We start from the raw sequence: 15,598 nt of genomic DNA on the forward strand, positions 1-15,598 counted from the left end.
TTCGTTCGCTTTCTCTGTCGCCGGCCTGGATTGTTTCCCCGATAGCCAGACATACGGATTACGAGGAACATAGGCATGCGCTAAAGGTTGCCAACGTGTAAAACCGGTGGGGGTAAGCATGGGACAACTCGACTTCAGTACCTTCGAGCACGAAGGTTGGGAGCGGGTCGCGCAGGCCTATCATGAGTATTTTGGTGATTTGACCGCCCAGTCGAACCAGGCCATGCTCGAAACCCTCTGCATTCGGCGGGGAGCCCGTTTTCTCGACGTCGCCTGCGGCCCGGGCTACCTCGCGGCGGCCGCCGCGCGCAGCGGCGCGGATGTCGCCGGGGTGGATTTCTCGGTCGCGATGGTCGACAAGGCGAGACGCGTCTTTCCGGCACTTGAGTTCCGCGTCGGCGACGCGGAGGATTTGCCATTTCCCGACGCAAGCTTCTCGGCAGTGGGGATCAGCTTCGGAATGTTGCACTTTGCGCACCCCGAGCGCGCGCTCGCGGAGGCGTTTCGTGTACTGCAACCTAACGGCAGAATCGCCTTCACGGTATGGGCGACACCGAACAAGGCGGTTGGCTTCGGCATGGTATTGAAGGCAATCGAGGAGCACGGGACGACCGACGTACCCGTCCCGCCGGGACCACCCTTCTTCCGATTCAGCGATTGGGAGGAATCGAAGCGCCTGTTGCTCGATGCCGGGTTCGTCCAACCGGAGGTGCGGGAGTTGGACCTCACGCTCGTGCTTCGTGCTCCCAATACACCTTTTCATGCACTCCTGCGTGGTGGCGTGCGGGTTTCCGCGTTGCTACACGCGCAGACGCCGGCGGCGCTAGCGTCTATTGAACGGGCCGTCGCACACGAGGCGCAGGCGTATCGCAGCGATACGGGGGACCTCAGGCTTCCGATGAGCTGCGTTCTGGCTTCCGCACTCAAGCCTTAGGGCGAGCGGGTTGACTCAACTCAACTAGACCGTCGCGGCGAGCTTGAATTCATCGAACCTGGCTACTGGTGGCGATAGTTCCTGGACTTCCAGACGGTCCACCAGAGCTGCATGCGCACCGTCAACCAGCCAATGGCAGATTCGCTCGAGTTCTTCAGCGTGTCCTTGCAACACAGCCTCGACCGAACCGTCCATCCGGTTGCGCACCCAACCCGTGATGCCTCGAGCCGTGGCCTCGTCGATGCAAGCCTGCCGGTAACCTACCCCCTGCACGTGACCATATACCCCCCCGGCGTCATAGTAGTTGTCGCCTCTGAACTTTCTTATCAAGAAGAGTCAGAGGTACAAGTTGAAGACGAAACAAACGTATTCTGTTGAGTTCAAGGAGCAGGCGCTGTCGAAGGTTCTGCAGCGCGGGAGCCGAACGGTTGGCGCCGTGGCTGACGAATTGAACGTGAACGTACTGACATTAAGGAATTGGATGAGAGGCACCGCCGCCGCGAACCGGAGCTCGAGTTCTGGGCACACAAGGCGTCCGGAAGACTGGTCGCTGGAAGAACGCCTGATTGCCTTGCAGGAGAGCCACGGCCTGGCGGACGAAGCATTGAACGGCTGGTGTCGGGAGCGCGGCCTGTTTTTGCATCATCTCGCGCAGTGGCGAGCGGATTTTTGCGCCGTTGGCGCAGCCGGTAGCCGACGTGAGAGCGCCCAGGAAGTACGGGATCTGAAGCAGGCCAATGTTCAACTGCGGCGCGAACTGAAGCGCAAGGAGCAGGCGCTGGCCGAAGCTGCGGCGCTACTGGTGCTGCAAAAAAAGTACCGCGCGCTCCTCGGGGACGAGGCCGAATGACGGCCCCTGAAGAGCGCAAGGCATTGATCGGCCTCATCAACGAGGCGACCCTGGCCGGGGCTCGGCAGGCGCACGCGTGCGAGATTCTGGGGCTCAGCGCGCGCACAGTTCAGCGCTGGCAGCGGGGCGAGCCTGACGCGATGGACGGGCGCTCGTTACGGCACCACGAGCCGCGCCACAAGCTCTCTGCCGAGGAACGCGCCGAGCTTCTGGCAGTCGCGAACTCGGCCGAATTCGGTCATCTGCCGCCAAGCCAGATCGTGCCGCGACTGGCAGACCAGCAACGCTATATTGCCTCCGAATCGACGTTCTACCGGGTACTGAAGGCCGAGAAGCAACTCGCCCACCGGCGCAGCGAACGGCCGGCCCACGCTCGCAGCAAACCCCGTTCAGTTTGCGCCGACGCGCCGAACCAGCTGTATTCCTGGGACATCACGTATTTGCCGACGACGATCCGTGGACAGTATTTTTATCTCTACCTGTTTCTGGATGTCTTCAGTCGCAAGATCGTCGGCTGGCAGGTCTATGCCGAGGAAAGCAGCGTACTGGCCAGCGAAGTCCTCAGGGACCTCTGCGCGCGCGAAGCGATACGGCCCAACCAGGTGATTCTGCATTCGGATAACGGCGGCCCGATGAAAGGCGCGACGATGCTCGCCACCCTCCAGGCGCTGGGCGTCATGCCGTCGTTGAGTCGCCCGGGCGTGAGCAACGACAACCCTTATTCCGAGTCGCTGTTCAAGACCCTGAAGTACCGGCCCGCTTACCCGCTCAAAGCGTTCGATACCCTGCTGGCCGCACGTACCTGGGTCGGCGCACTGGTGCGCTGGTACAACGATGAGCATCGTCACAGCGCAATCCGGTTTGTGACGCCCGCGCAGCGTCATGCCAACCTCGATCAGGATATTCTGGAACGACGCACGGCGCTTTACGCGAGTGCTCGGCAGCGCAATCCGCTTCGATGGAAGGGCCGCACGCGCAACTGGCAGCGCGTCGATGCTGTGCATCTGAACCCTGATCGCATCGATGACCAGGGCATCCATCAACAACGCCGCAATCTGGAGCGAAAGGCCGCCTGAAATTTATTCGTTGAGGCGACAACTAGCTTGAAAATTTCCGTACCCTGACCAGTCTGGTCCGTAAATCGGTATCGAACTGTGGCGTCATGATGCACGTAACTCCAGGTCGGATAAGACGCAGCGCAATTGCCTCTGGTCGCTGTCGCTGTCAGTCCGGAAGCAAAAGCTCTGCTCGACACGAATCGCAGGTTCGACAGTCAACCTCCGCGCACCTCGTCGGTTTCGCCTGCCGAGTCTGTCGCCTCCCAATCCGCCTTCGTCGTTGCTGCTGGCGTCACCGGCTTGATACGTGTCCACCACGCGGTATTTGCCGGCGCATGGAAGCGGAACTGCGTGCTCCATGCCGCCCAGAACTCCCGCTGTGCGGCCTGGGACGTCGGGAGAACAAAACCTAACTTCTCAGCGAGTGCCGGAAGATAAAGGTCAAACGCTGATTTGACAACGTCGCCCCAGCTTCTTGCCTCAAGAATCGCAAGCCGATACGCAATTGCCGCAATGGCGGCCGCAATCGCAGCGTTCTGAAAAAGATCCGCCAACAGGTAATTACCGGACAGTCCGTCCGCAAGCCAGATGTCAATCGCTCGCACCAAGGTAAAGATGGACGTAAAGGTACCCAGAACGACGAGTCCGACCAGAAAGTCAACTGGAGCTCTCGCATCCGCAATGATTGCCTGATAGTCCTTTGGGATGACTGCAAGAAGACGCGGCCATACGAATATGCTGTCAACCTTATAGACTTCGCTCGAGTAACCCTCGAATGCACGCAACGTGTTCCCAAAGGCCGTAGGAAGAACGAGATTTTCATACCGGGGGAAATCACGGGCGTTCCGCTCCTGGTTGCGGTACAGCCTCGCCCTTACGGTGGCTAGGTTCGATTCAGCCTTTCTGTATTCCAACGATTCCTTTGAGGCTTTAAGCCGCTCGATTGTACTGTTCTCTGTAGCGAGTTCCGTACGGAGGCGTTCTATGAGGTCCAGCTGACGATTGCGGCGATTTCGCTCATCGCGCTTCCATGCCTCGCGATTGAATGGCCATTTGTATCCTTCGAGAACCTGATAAAACCAGTTGTTCAATACCAACAGGATCAGCGATAGGACCCATACGATGATGAGGAAAGAGAACAGGCTTCCAACCTTGTCGCTGTCCGAGGTCGCTTTGTGTAGCAAATCGCAAAATGCCGGGATATCGGCGTTTGCCGCGAGAAAGCCTGTAAAGCCAAGCAGGGCCGGCAAAAAGAAGCCGAGGATAAATGCTTTGTCCAGCAGTTTCGATAGGCCCGAGAGCATCGGAGATTATCCCTTGGCAAGTTCAGCGACGCACTGGCGGTGGGTTGTCGTCATCTGGGTCCTGCTGCGACTGTCCCGGAAGACCTCCGAATTGAAGAGCCCGGTGAACCGCATTCAAATCGACGCTTGCCAGTTTGCTCGGCGGCGTTGCTGAGCCGGAGTCGTCTACAAGATGCTGATAGAGGAAATCGACAACCGCACTGAGGGCATTGAGGGCGCTCGCGTAATCTCGTGCAATCGCCAGGTCGTGGACTTCTACGGCCCGCCTCATCACCAATTCGCGTAGCGGTTCCGGTGCTGATTCGTATTGGCGAGCAAACGCGGCGTTCCGTTTGATTTCTTCAAGCCGGTCGATCGCTTTTGAGGCACTGCGGCGGCTCTGCCCCCTAGGTACATGCGTGGCGCTGCGCCCGACCACTTTTGTCAGCAGTTCGACGATTTCACGAGATGAGTTTTCTTTCATCCTGGCTCTCCAAGGGGAAAACACACTCGCCTCCCCGGCCCCGCCCGGTCGTCAATGCTCGAACCGTTACTCGATGTTAGTACAGCTGTTCGGTAGGAGGAAACAGTATATCGGTGCGCACGCCACAGAAGTGTCACGTGGACTTCGCAACAAGTGAACTATCGCCGGGTTCCTCGCTGCCTCGCACATACGGTTGTTCGAGCGAGCGGCACAGGACAATCCCTGAACGCTTGCCGGGCAATGTTCAGGAACATGCGGGCGCAATTCTCCGCAGCGAAATGTTGGTTTCGGACCGTCACTGTCCGGTCAAAGTGTAGGGCGAGTCCCACCACCGAGTCCACGTCGCCACTGTCACGCGAGCATTCAACGCCTACGCAGCCGGTTAGCGGCACGCTTGCCTGACAGCCCCTCCGTCGGCACGGTCTTTGCGTCCAGAAACTGCGTCAACCGGAGATAGCCATGATGCGATGTTTTGCGGACTTCGCTCCCAAGCAAGCGCTGCGCGGCAGTGCAGCCGTACTTGCTGCCACCTTACTCCTAACAGCATGCGGGACGGGAATGGCGGCATTCGCCGGACTGCTTCCGAAATCCGACGGGGTAGCGACCGCAGTGACCGCTACGCCGTTGGTCGAACTGCAGACCACGATGACGAATCTAATCGAATCCGGTTACGAGGACATTTCCGCAGCTGCTGACTAAGCTCGCCCGCAAGCTCGGCGGTGCCGCGCCGCGCCACGTGATATCACTGTCGGAACCGACTTCACCGTTCATCAGGTGTTGAACACGGTTCGTCTTCAACTCTGTTCTCTGCCATTAGCTATGCTTCTCTCTGTGTCTTGCGCCCGCCGCGAAGCACAGCCACCAAACACCGGCACAGTCGCTTGCGCACGACCCAATGATCGGTCCGACAGGTACCGTTACGTCACCAGCGGGTAGGCACGGTCGCATTGATTGCGTTTGAGCAATCCCCAACACCTGGCGGACCACCGCGTACTGCACGAACATAGGAGCGAAACGTGGCAAATATTGACTTCGAGAACCTCTGGCAGTTGTTTCCAGTCACCGACGATATTCCCGATTCCGCCCGCCTCGCGGAGCCGATTCATCAGCGCGTCTCGCTCGTCGATGGAGAACTGAAGGCATGGGATGGCGCCTGCAAGAGCGTGCAGTCGCCAGTCTGCGTGCGACAAGCCTCCGGCGACGCTGAACAGGTCGTCATTGGCAGTTATCCGGTCATGGGCGAGGTCGAGAGCGATGCCGCGCTGAACGCGGCCGTGCGAGCCTACGATCACGGCCGCGGTGAGTGGCCAACGATGACAGTCGCGCAGCGCATCGGCTGCATGCAAGACTTCATTCGTCTCATGGCGGCCAGGCGCCATGAGATCGTGAATCTGATCATGTGGGAAATCGGCAAGAGCCTTGTCGATTCGCAGAAGGAGTTCGACCGCACCATCAGCTATATGCAAGACACTATCTCGGCGCTCAAGGAGCTAGACAACAGCAACTCGCGCTTTGTCATCGCCGAGGGCACCATCGGCCAGATTCGCCGCACCCCGCTGGGCGTCGTGCTGTGCATGGGGCCTTACAACTATCCGCTGAACGAAACGTTCGCGACGCTCATTCCCGCATTGCTGATGGGCAACACCGTCGTGTTCAAGCCGCCCCAATATGGCACGCTGTTGTTCTTTCCACTGCTCGAGGCTTTCCGCTCTGCTTTCCCGAAAGGCGTCGTCAACACGATTTATGCACCGGGTGCGGTGGTGGTGCCACACATACTCGCCTCAGGAAAGATCGACGTGCTTGCCCTCATCGGCTCAAGCAAGGTTGCAGACCACCTGAAAAAACAGCACCCAAAGTCGCATCGGCTACGCGCCGTTCTCGGCCTTGACGCCAAAAACGCCGCGATTGTGTTGGCTGACGCCGACATAGACCTCGCCGTGAAGGAATGTCTGCTCGGTACGTTGTCGTTCAATGGTCAACGGTGCACAGCGCTCAAGATATTGATGGTGCACCGCTCGATCGTCGATACGTTTCTTCAGCGCTTTAACGCAGCGCTCAAAAATCTCAAGGTCGGCATGCCGTCGGAACAGGGTGTGTCCATTACACCGCTGCCGGGGATGCATCGCACGGCCTACATGACTCAGGCAATTGACGATGCGAAAGCGAAAGGCGCGGCGGTCGTGAACGAAGGTGGTGGCGTGTTCTGCAAAACTCTTTTCTATCCGGCCGTGGTGTACCCCGTGAAGGAAGGGATGATGCTCTATCGTGAGGAGCAGTTCGGACCGATCATCCCAGTCGTGCCGTTCGATGACATCGATACACCACTCGAGTATGTCATCACTTCGGACCACGGTCAGCAGGTCAGCATTTTCGGCACCGACGCTGCCCAAATTGGCTCGCTGGTCGACCCGCTCGTCAATCAGGTGTGCCGCGTCAATCTCAACAGCCAGTGCCAGCGAGGCCCAGACGTCTTTCCGTTTGCCGGCCGCAAGGATTCTGCGGAAGGTACGCTATCGGTCACCGATGCGTTGCGCGCGTTCTCGATTCGCTCTATGGTCGCGGCCAGGGAGACCGACCTGAACAAGACGCTGCTCGATACGATGGTCACGAATCATCACTCGAAGTTCGTGAACACCGGTTTTATCTTTTAGCGGCTCGACGGGTATCGAACTCGAGTCCCGGTGCGGAGATTCAGCGCGCGATGCCGTAAAGGTCAGCGCATCGTGCGCATGGTTGAGTGAAAGGGTCCATTCGTCAGTTGGGGCGATTTCGCACGACGTCCGGCCAGTCGATGCCCGTCGAAAAGCATAGGTTTAAAAGCGACGAATATTTGCGACGTCCTATGGCGCTGCTTCATGCATCGACCCAACGCTTTTCCCTGGTGCAGGATGCGCGGAGCGGGTCACTGCGGGTCCGGATGAGCCACGCCCGCTTGCTCGATAATCTGCTCGTATTGTTCCACACCGACTACGGCTCGGTATTCCTGCATCAGCCGGATGAGCGCCTGCGACGCCCTGGAAATCACACCGTAGACTTCCAGCTGCTCGGCGTGCACCAGCGCCTGCCCCAAAGTCATGGCCACGTCAGTCTCCTTATTGCAGTTGAACAGCGAGCAAGTCGTTGGCGAACGCGGGCCGGGCGGAGGCGAACTCCATCAGGTCGAGGAAGCCCTCGCTGACCGCAAACTCATGCAGCGCATCATCGCCGCTGTCAGCTTTGATGCGACCGTAGCTTTCGACCATTTTCAGGTCGGTAATCAAGTACATCATCTCAACCTCTTTCTGTCTGGGAATGCCCCGAGTTGTCGCGCTCATACCTCGACGGAAAGAATGCGCCCCGTCGGGCCGTTGTCGTCTCATGCTTCGGTCCGAAGAGTACGTAGCGTGGCTTAATTCAAGCTTAAACAATGCCAACGATGAGAATGCCTCGCCGCAACGAAGATTCGGCGGCGCCCAATCGGAAAACCTCGCGGAATAGCATTCAATCCGTCGCGAAGCGGTTGAACACTGGACGGTCGTTTGGCGGGGAGAATAAAGTGCCATCGGGTCACTTGCTCGATGGCGGAGCAAGCGGCTGTTATTGAATGTCAGTCCGCAATCTCCGGCTCGACCAGCTTCGCCAGTTGCGCGAGCGACTCCTGCCAGCCGAGGTAACACATCTCGACCGGAATCATCTCGGGGATGCCTTCCTGCACGATGTTCAGTTCGGTCCCGCACGACACCTGCCGCAACGAAACGGTCGTGTGCATCTGACCGGGCACATTCGGGTCGTCGAAATGGTCCGAATAGCGGATCTTTTCGAACGGCACCAGTTCGACGTACTCGCCGCCGAACGAGTGCCCCTTGCCCGAGCCGAACTTATGAAACGACATCCTGTAGGTGCCGCCGACGCGCGCATCCATCTGATGCACGTCGCAGGTGAAGCCATACGGCGGTAGCCATTTCGCCATCGCGGCGGGTTCGAGGAACGCGCGATAGATACGCTCGGGCGTCGTGCGCAAGACACGGTGGAATTTGACGGTTCCGGTAGCCATGATGAGTGTGCCTTTCACTGGAGGGGTTGGACATACTGTCACGACGCGCCCGCGTTGCGGGAATCGACACGCACGAGACCAGGCAAAACCCGTAGACGGTTGACACTCGTTTAACAGGTATATCGCCCCATACGGACTGCGTTGCGGTCGAAGCGTCCCCGGTCGCCATAGCGTCCCGGTCCTTTTTAGAGGATCGATGATTGCAACGCATCAGGGACCGCCGGCCTACGCCGCCATTGAAGTCCGGATGCATGGCTGCAATCGTTACCTTCAATCCGTTCCAAACGAGAACCTGGCAAGCCGGGGGCGTCCATGCATGGTGTATAGGCAACTTGATGAGCAGGGACTTCAGGCGGCGAGTTCCTGCTGAACCGGTTGATCGTCTTTCACCGGTTCGCCATCCCTGAAGGCAATGCCTTCCAGCAACAGCTTGATCTTTTCGGGCCCGTTGACGCGGCGCCAGGTTTTCTCGGCTTCCTCGATCAGCTTGAATGCCAGACCAAGGAAGGTTGGTCGCGACACACAGTTGCGCGTGCGCGTCGTACGGTGTCGCACCGTCGCGAACGTCGACTCAATCGCATTCGTGGTCCGCAAATGCTGCCAGTGCTCAGCCGGGAAGTCGTAAAACGCCAGCAGGCTTTCCCGGTCCGTCTTCAACGTTTCCGTTGCCTTCGGATATTTCGCCGCGTAGACCGTCACGAAACGATCAAACGCGCCTTCCATTCGCCATTCGAGGTCTTTGCCGCAACACTTGCTTCAGCAGCTCAACCTCAAGGCTCTAAACATTAAATCCGCCGTTGCGCTTCGACCTTGAAACCGCCGTTTACGTACGGCCATAAAACATAATTCGTATTACGATTAGGGAATACCCGCTGAATGATGGCCGAAACTGACGGTGTGATGCGCCCCCGAGAGCACCCGTGTCCCACTATCCTCATCCTCATGGCAGCGTTGTGCAGCACAGCATTCGAAGACCTCCACATCTCGAATCGGGGAAAAAGATGCAAACGTTCGATGTGTTGACTTATGTTGCTCATACCTTGCGTGCGGGAGAGCGCGTCGCTGTTGCCTCTATTCTCTGCGTCGCCGTCGAGATCATGCTGCCGTATGGCAAGGTGTCGTTTGCATCACGCGCGCGCGGCATTCTGTTTCACATTTGTTATTTGTTTATAGGTGGGCTTTTCTTCGAACTTTATCATTCTGTGATCGTCGCACTGCATATCCGACCGCTTTTCTCGATATCGCTTGACGGCGTATTGGATTCGCCGCGGCCAGTCTGGCACGCCACCGGCATCGCCCTTGCTATCGCTGGGGCGATACTGATTGGTGATTTGCTGTACTACTGGTTCCATCGCGCGCAGCATACGTTCGGTTTCTTATGGCGGTTCCACCAGGTCCACCATTCGATTCGCGAGATGAATGTGTGGAACTGCAATATGCATGTATCGGAGGAGTTGCTCCGTCCCCTCGTTGTCACGCTTCCAATGGCACTACTGATCGACTTCCATCCTCCATTCCTATGGTCGTTGATTGGCATGGTGATACTCATTCAGGGCACCTTCGAGCACGCCGATACACGCATCAGCTTTGGCCCGATTTCCTATCTGTTCCCAGACAATCGATTTCATCGAATTCACCATTCAGTCGAGTTGCGCCATTACAACCGAAATTACGCTGCAGTCGTGACCTTATGGGACGTATTGTTTGGGACCGCACACTTCCCGAAGAAAGGCGAATGGCCCGAGGTCGGTCTTGACTACACTGATGAACCTGACGGTCTGGTTGATTATCTGCTGATGCCATTCACCGTCAGGCTACCCGCCACCGCTGTACAAGACCCATCCCCACGGAGGACGGAGTGATGTCCCCACTCGCAACGACACTCGGATCGCGGCTTGCCGATGCGAAAAACAGGCCATCGGGTTTCGACTACATGCGTCTCGTGCTCGCCGTCCTCGTGGTCGCGAGCCACACCATTAACGTCTGTTATGGTCACAAGTTCACTCAAGCGGTATGGTCCGGGCCTGCACGAGCACCGCTCGCGCTAATCTTGCCAATGTTCTTCGCTCTGAGCGGTTTCCTGGTTGCTGGCAGCTTCGAACGTTGCCGCACGATCGTTTCCTTCTGCGGGCTGCGGGTACTGCGGCTGCTACCCGCATTGGCGGTCGACACGCTGATCGCCGCATTGCTGATCGGGCCGTTCTTTACCACGCTTCCACTTCATCAATATTTCACTGATCCCGAGTTCCGGGCGTACTTCCTGAACATTCTCGGAGACGTCCATTTCGCGCTGCCAGGTATGTTCGCCAACAATCCTTGGCCGGATGCGATCAATCAGCAATTGTGGACGTTACCGTTCGAACTAGCCTGTTACGTCGCATTGACTATTGCGTCGTATGCCGGCATGGCACAACGACCGCATCTTTTACTCGCCGCATCGATTGGTGCGAACGTCTTACTCGTTGCGCTTGCGCACCGTTCCGGTTCGGCCGGTATGACCGTACACGGACCGATGCTCGTTCTCTGTTTCTTCTATGGCGTTTGCGCGTACCAGTTCCGCAACCGGATCGTCTGGAGTTCATGGCTCTGTGTGCTATCTGGCCTCGTCGCAGTGATTTGCCTATCCGTTCGCGGCGCGGATTACTTCGCGGCGCTGCCCGCCGCCTATCTGACCGTCTTTCTCGGACTCACGCAACCAAGACGCCACCGCTTTGTCGCAAGCGGTGACTACTCATACGGCATCTTTCTTTACGGTTTCCCGATACAGCAAACTGTGGCCGCGCTGCTTGCCCCGGCCGCCCTCACCTGGTACGTTCATTTTCCGATTTCCCTCGCCCTCACGCTTCTCTTTGCAATGATGTCGTGGCATGGCGTCGAAAAGCGTGCCCTGAAACTGCGCGGCTTGCTAGACCGTATCGAAACCGGTGCGTTGCATATCGCCGCCGCCGTGCCGGGGGGGCGATATCTCGTACCGGCGCCCGCGGTCCGAATCACGAAGTCGCCGACGCTCGAATGATCGTCAGAAAGCGGGGAGAGGCAGCCGCAGAGATTCAATCTCGCGCAATTCGTAGCGGCGCTGCGGTGCGTCTTTGCTCACCAAGGTCAGATACGGAGCAGCGAAATACCACTCTTCATCCAATACATCCGTTGGGTAGGGCCCGCGTTTTTTCATGCCGCCAGGATGATATGACTTCTCGTGTCAATATGATCGGTTCTGTGTTTTCGGTGTTTGAATTTCCTGAGGGCGACGTAGCAGTAAATCTCGACGGTGGATCAAGCTGATATCCGCGGATTGGCTACCGCATTACAGATGTCCGCCCAATGAGCCTTCCGCTACCTACCACCGCAAGTCGGATGAGATCCGTTGCCTACCCTGGTCGCGGGTTACTCGTGTGCCGGGCTACGCCGCCTTCAGGAAACTCCTGCACGTGTGGTTACGGTGGATGCAGACGCAGGGCATTGCTGTACATCATGGCATCTGTGTCTCGCGCGGTATGGCCAGCGACAAGGAAAGCCGGCAGATGTCCCAGATGAATCCGCTGAGTTCACGGGCAACTGCGACTACGGCGATATTCTTCTGCTTGCCGCGCGCGACGAGTTTGCGATAGCGTCGGCACAAGCGCACCTGTGCGTCCCATGCTCGATCTACAATCGGTTTAGGCAGACCTTCGTGGCGACGCTGAATATCGGGGCTCACACGCGCAGGGTGGCGATAGCTCCATGCAGCTTCAACTAGCAGCTTTCTTGCATAACTGTTGCCGCTTTTAGTGATGCTGCCCTGACGACGCTTGCCGCCAGATGAGTGCTCGGAGGGCGTCACCCCGAGCCACGCCATCAACTGGCGTGGGTGCACGAAGCGTGAGAGATCGCCCAGCTCGGCGAGCATGCCCACTGCCGTGGTGAACTGGACACCGCGCATTGCCTGCAGGCCCAGGACGGCGGGATAGAAGCGCCAGTTGACGACTGCCTCACGCAGCGCAGACTCCAGCCGGTCACATTGGGCGAGCCGGTCTTCGATCGCGCGACGTAGCTCTTCAAACGCAAACTGCTGCCACGCACTGTCGAAGCTGTGTGCGCTCAGCCAGCGTCGGTGCGCCGGCCCCCAGTCGGCAGAGCGGGTGTAGCGCACGCCGTGCGACAGCAGAAAGGCTTTTACCCTTTGCCGTGCACGCTTGAGGTCGTCCTTGGCAATCACCCATGCGCGGGCCAGATCCCGGAATGCTTCATCGTCGACGCTGGGGACGTATACGGCCGACAGGTCGCCGGCACGCAGCGATCGGACGAGCTTGACGGCATCACGTCTGTCAGTCTTGATGTGCTCACCTGGCTTGCGGGGAATCAGCGAGGGCGCGCAGACCATGCACTGGAATTCTTTCTGGACAAGCTGCCGGTAAAGCCCATATCCGCACGGACCGGCTTCGTAGACGATGCTGACGCATCGCGCTTTAGATTGCAGTCGCTTGCACAACCGTTCCACGTCGGCCTGCGTAGTACCGATCTTGCCGAGCAGTTCAACCTCGCCCGTACCAATGGCATAGGCGACCGTGATCGAATCCTTATGAACATCAAGACCCACGTAAAGAGTGCTATCGTGCTCCATGCTGGCCTCCGCGTCGGAAATCGCCGGGTGCGGCACGTCCGCACCGTGCGGCTCTGACAGCAATGCTAACCCGCGTTTGATTCCGTTGCGGCAGGCCAGCCTCTGTCCCGCAGGAAGTCATACTGCCTACCAGGTCTGGCGCGAGGTTCCTGACACGCATCCAAGATGGGTGGTTCCCGTCAGAGCCACAAAGGAAGGTCATGGGCATCGACTCGACACATCAAACCGCCATCAAAGCTTTCGTGTTCGATGTCTTCGGAACCGTGGTTGACTGGCGAAGCGGCGTCGCGCGCGAAGCGCAACCGTTTCTGCAGCGGCACGCGCCGAATCTCGACGCATCCGACTTCGCGGACGCATGGCGACGCGAGTATTCGCCCGCGATGGAAGAAGTGCGTAGCGGACGCAGACCGTATGTGCGTCTCCACGTGCTGCACCGGGAAAACCTCGTCAAAGTGCTGGCGCGTTTCGGCATCGCCAACGTTCCCGAGCCGGAGATCGATGAGTTGAACCTGGCCTGGCATCGGCTGGACCCCTGGCCCGATGCCGTCGACGCATTGCGGCGCCTGAAGGCGCGCTTCATCATCGCACCGCTATCCAACGGCAACATTCGCCTGATGGTGGACGTGGCAAAGCGTGCCGGTCTGCCTTGGGATGCCATTCTCGGTGCCGAAGTCGTCCGCGCCTATAAACCCTCGCCGCTGGTCTATAGCGAAACGGCGGAAATTCTCGGCATTGCGCCCCGCGAATTATGCCTCGTGGCCGCGCATAACAACGATCTCGCCGCTGCCCGGCGCGTCGGCTTGAGCACCGCGTTCGTCGTGCGGCCCACCGAGCATGGCCCTCAACAGACGAGCGATCTGAACGCGCACGAGGCGTGGGACTTCATCGTCGACGATCTGCACGAACTCGCGACGCAACTAGGCTGCGCGCGCTGACGCAAACCCGCGCAAGGCGACGTACTGCAACAGCATGATCGTCTTGCCGTCGACGATTTCCCCTGCGTCGACCGCTCGCAACGCGGCTTGCAACGGCATTTCGATCACCTCGAGATCTTCCCCTTCATCCTCGACGCCGCCGCCGTCGTTGACCCGCATCGACGCGTCGTACTCGCCGACATAGAAGTAGAGCTTTTCGGTTACGGATCCCGGGCTCATGTAGGCCTCGAAAATCTTGTGGACCTGACCCACGCGATACCCCGTTTCCTCCTCGACTTCGAGCCGGATGCGTTCTTCCGGCGAAGCGTTGTCGAGCAACCCGCCCGGCGCTTCGATCATCATGCCGTCGTGACCGTTCACGAACGCGGGCATGCGGAATTGTCGCGTGAGTATCACGTTGCCGGTGCGCGGACTGTGCAGCAGGATCGTCGCGCCGTTGCCGCGATCGTAGGTCTCGCGGTTCTGCCGCTGCCATGTGCCATCGCGACGCAGGAAGTCGAACGTCACCTTCTTCAGCGTGTACCAGTCGTCGGATAGCAAGGTCGTTCCGACGATGCGAACCCGGTCTTTCGTTGCGGTCATGGCGCCTCCTGTCGACCATGGACAATGATTCATGGTATCGTGCAACTTCGTGCAATTTCAAGATATTTCATGCAATGCAATGTTGACGGCCCAACGCAAGAAAGCGATCCTCGACGAACTCGCGCGCAACGGGCAGGTCCTGGCAGGCGAGCTGAGCGCGGCGTTTGGCGTGTCGGAAGACACGATCCGCCGCGATCTACGCGAACTGGCCGCGCAGGGGCGCTTGCAGCGGGTCCACGGCGGCGCGCTGCCCGCGTCGGCGGCGCTCGCGTCATTCGAGCAGCGTCAGGACATCGAGACGCTCGCCAAGCGGCGCATCGCTCGGCGAGCGGTCGAGCTGATCGCGCCGGGGCAAACCGTGATCGTCGACGGCGGCACCACGTCGGCGCTATTGGTCCAGGCGCTGCCGTCCGATTTGCACGCGACCATCGTCACGCATAGTCCGAGCGTCGCCACGGCGCTTGCCGCGCATCCTTGTGTCGAGGTGATCCTGATTGGCGGCCGGCTTTACAAACATTCGATCGTGGCCGTCGGCGCCGCGGCGATGGAAGGCATTTCGCGCATCCATGCCGACCTGTACTTCATGGGGGTGACCGGCGTGCATCCCAGCGCTGGGCTGAGCACCGGTGACTTCGAGGAAGCCGCGATCAAGCGCGCGCTCGCCGCGCGGGCGGCGGAAACGGTCGTGCTCGCGTCATCGTCGAAACTGAACGCCGCATCGCGGTTCGTGATCGGCGAGATCAAACTCGCGCAGACCATCGTGGTCGAGAAGAAGACCCGCGCGGAATTGACGAAGCCGATCGAAGCGGCTGGGGTGACTGTGGTGAGAGCGTAGAGGT

The 15,598-nt window shown here is 59.0% G+C and carries 14 protein-coding genes and 3 pseudogenes; 7 read left to right on the top strand and 10 right to left on the bottom strand.

The genetic code is table 11. From position 1 onward, the window contains the following. Positions 1 to 118: 118 nt before the first annotated feature. Positions 119 to 934: a class I SAM-dependent methyltransferase gene (locus OKW30_RS02320; RefSeq protein ID WP_090810770.1), complete on the top strand. Its 816-nt coding sequence runs from the start codon at positions 119 to 121 to the stop codon at positions 932 to 934. Positions 935 to 958: 24 nt separating this feature from the next. Here the strand turns inward: OKW30_RS02320 and OKW30_RS02325 are convergent, their stop codons facing one another. After that, positions 959 to 1,264 (bottom strand): acylphosphatase, encoded by a 306-nt coding sequence (locus OKW30_RS02325; RefSeq protein ID WP_429345849.1) that lies wholly within the window; start codon positions 1,262 to 1,264, stop codon positions 959 to 961. Positions 1,265 to 1,283: 19 nt separating this feature from the next. Between OKW30_RS02325 and OKW30_RS02330 the strand changes: the two are divergent. After that, positions 1,284 to 2,860 (top strand): annotated as a pseudogene (locus OKW30_RS02330) (IS3 family transposase). Between the two features lie 197 nt (positions 2,861 to 3,057). Here the strand turns inward: OKW30_RS02330 and OKW30_RS02335 are convergent. Together OKW30_RS02335 and OKW30_RS02340 are read right to left on the bottom strand one after the other, a co-directional pair. Next, complete coding sequence (locus OKW30_RS02335; RefSeq protein WP_429345850.1) at positions 3,058 to 4,146, bottom strand: hypothetical protein; 1,089 nt, start codon at positions 4,144 to 4,146, stop codon at positions 3,058 to 3,060. A gap of 22 nt (positions 4,147 to 4,168) precedes the next feature. Further along, the gene (locus OKW30_RS02340) at positions 4,169 to 4,609 is read right to left on the bottom strand and encodes a hypothetical protein (RefSeq protein WP_429345851.1); all 441 of its coding nucleotides are present in this window, start codon (positions 4,607 to 4,609) and stop codon (positions 4,169 to 4,171) included. 1,016 nt (positions 4,610 to 5,625) lie between these two features. Between OKW30_RS02340 and OKW30_RS02345 the strand changes: the two genes are divergently transcribed. Beyond that, on the top strand, positions 5,626 to 7,260 hold the full coding sequence (locus OKW30_RS02345) for an NADP-dependent glyceraldehyde-3-phosphate dehydrogenase (RefSeq protein ID WP_429345852.1): 1,635 nt from the start codon (positions 5,626 to 5,628) through the stop codon (positions 7,258 to 7,260). Between the two features lie 251 nt (positions 7,261 to 7,511). On the opposite strand, the gene OKW30_RS02350 is transcribed toward OKW30_RS02345, so the two are convergent. The 4 genes and pseudogenes from OKW30_RS02350 to OKW30_RS02365 form a co-directional block, all read right to left on the bottom strand. After that, a complete protein-coding gene (locus OKW30_RS02350) occupies positions 7,512 to 7,691 on the bottom strand; it encodes a hypothetical protein (protein ID WP_429346105.1) in 180 nt (59 codons plus the stop codon). Between the two features lie 10 nt (positions 7,692 to 7,701). Then, on the bottom strand, positions 7,702 to 7,878 hold the full coding sequence (locus OKW30_RS02355) for a hypothetical protein (protein WP_184005448.1): 177 nt from the start codon (positions 7,876 to 7,878) through the stop codon (positions 7,702 to 7,704). 317 nt (positions 7,879 to 8,195) lie between these two features. Beyond that, on the bottom strand, positions 8,196 to 8,642 hold the full coding sequence (locus tag OKW30_RS02360; protein WP_429345853.1) for an SRPBCC family protein: 447 nt from the start codon (positions 8,640 to 8,642) through the stop codon (positions 8,196 to 8,198). 348 nt (positions 8,643 to 8,990) lie between these two features. Beyond that, positions 8,991 to 9,356: pseudogene (locus tag OKW30_RS02365) on the bottom strand (transposase); the annotation flags it as partial. 206 nt (positions 9,357 to 9,562) lie between these two features. Here OKW30_RS02365 and OKW30_RS02370 point away from each other — a divergent pair. Together OKW30_RS02370 and OKW30_RS02375 are read left to right on the top strand one after the other, a co-directional pair. Beyond that, positions 9,563 to 10,504 (top strand): sterol desaturase family protein, encoded by a 942-nt coding sequence (locus OKW30_RS02370; RefSeq protein ID WP_429345854.1) that lies wholly within the window; start codon positions 9,563 to 9,565, stop codon positions 10,502 to 10,504. Beyond that, complete coding sequence (locus OKW30_RS02375; protein ID WP_429345855.1) at positions 10,504 to 11,658, top strand: acyltransferase family protein; 1,155 nt, start codon at positions 10,504 to 10,506, stop codon at positions 11,656 to 11,658. Before OKW30_RS02370 ends, OKW30_RS02375 begins: the two co-directional genes overlap by 1 nt. 36 nt (positions 11,659 to 11,694) lie before the next feature. Here OKW30_RS02375 and OKW30_RS02380 read toward each other — a convergent pair. Both OKW30_RS02380 and OKW30_RS02385 read right to left on the bottom strand, forming a co-directional pair. Further along, positions 11,695 to 11,814, bottom strand: a pseudogene (locus OKW30_RS02380) (IS5/IS1182 family transposase); the annotation flags it as partial. A gap of 297 nt (positions 11,815 to 12,111) precedes the next feature. Beyond that, positions 12,112 to 13,242: an IS110 family transposase gene (locus tag OKW30_RS02385; RefSeq protein WP_429345856.1), complete on the bottom strand. Its 1,131-nt coding sequence runs from the start codon at positions 13,240 to 13,242 to the stop codon at positions 12,112 to 12,114. Between the two features lie 200 nt (positions 13,243 to 13,442). On the opposite strand from OKW30_RS02385, the gene OKW30_RS02390 reads away from it, so the two are divergent. Continuing rightward, positions 13,443 to 14,177, top strand: a complete 735-nt coding sequence (locus tag OKW30_RS02390; protein WP_429345857.1) for a haloacid dehalogenase type II — start codon at positions 13,443 to 13,445, stop codon at positions 14,175 to 14,177. Here OKW30_RS02390 and OKW30_RS02395 read toward each other — a convergent pair. After that, positions 14,160 to 14,759, bottom strand: coding sequence for an NUDIX domain-containing protein (locus tag OKW30_RS02395; protein ID WP_184023738.1), 600 nt, complete (start codon positions 14,757 to 14,759; stop codon positions 14,160 to 14,162). The genes OKW30_RS02390 and OKW30_RS02395 overlap by 18 nt on opposite strands. A gap of 79 nt (positions 14,760 to 14,838) precedes the next feature. On the opposite strand from OKW30_RS02395, the gene OKW30_RS02400 reads away from it, so the two are divergent. Further along, positions 14,839 to 15,594 (top strand): DeoR/GlpR family DNA-binding transcription regulator, encoded by a 756-nt coding sequence (locus OKW30_RS02400; protein WP_184068102.1) that lies wholly within the window; start codon positions 14,839 to 14,841, stop codon positions 15,592 to 15,594. Positions 15,595 to 15,598: the final 4 nt, after the last annotated feature.

The organism is Paraburkholderia sp. Clong3, from assembly GCF_050436485.1.
Lineage (GTDB): Bacteria > Pseudomonadota > Gammaproteobacteria > Burkholderiales > Burkholderiaceae > Paraburkholderia > Paraburkholderia tuberum.

Excerpts from the sequence above, each read along its gene's own strand:
- OKW30_RS02355 (WP_184005448.1), bottom strand. The coding sequence starts at position 7,878 with ATGATGTACTTGATTACCGACCTGAAAATGGTCGAAAGCTACGGTCGC.
- OKW30_RS02385 (WP_429345856.1), bottom strand. The coding sequence starts at position 13,242 with ATGGAGCACGATAGCACTCTTTACGTGGGTCTTGATGTTCATAAGGAT.
- OKW30_RS02400 (WP_184068102.1), top strand. The coding sequence starts at position 14,839 with ATGTTGACGGCCCAACGCAAGAAAGCGATCCTCGACGAACTCGCGCGC.
- OKW30_RS02395 (WP_184023738.1), bottom strand. The coding sequence starts at position 14,759 with ATGACCGCAACGAAAGACCGGGTTCGCATCGTCGGAACGACCTTGCTA.
- OKW30_RS02320 (WP_090810770.1), top strand. The coding sequence starts at position 119 with ATGGGACAACTCGACTTCAGTACCTTCGAGCACGAAGGTTGGGAGCGG.
- OKW30_RS02375 (WP_429345855.1), top strand. The coding sequence starts at position 10,504 with ATGTCCCCACTCGCAACGACACTCGGATCGCGGCTTGCCGATGCGAAA.
- OKW30_RS02360 (WP_429345853.1), bottom strand. The coding sequence starts at position 8,642 with ATGGCTACCGGAACCGTCAAATTCCACCGTGTCTTGCGCACGACGCCC.
- OKW30_RS02390 (WP_429345857.1), top strand. The coding sequence starts at position 13,443 with ATGGGCATCGACTCGACACATCAAACCGCCATCAAAGCTTTCGTGTTC.
- OKW30_RS02340 (WP_429345851.1), bottom strand. The coding sequence starts at position 4,609 with ATGAAAGAAAACTCATCTCGTGAAATCGTCGAACTGCTGACAAAAGTG.
- OKW30_RS02335 (WP_429345850.1), bottom strand. The coding sequence starts at position 4,146 with ATGCTCTCGGGCCTATCGAAACTGCTGGACAAAGCATTTATCCTCGGC.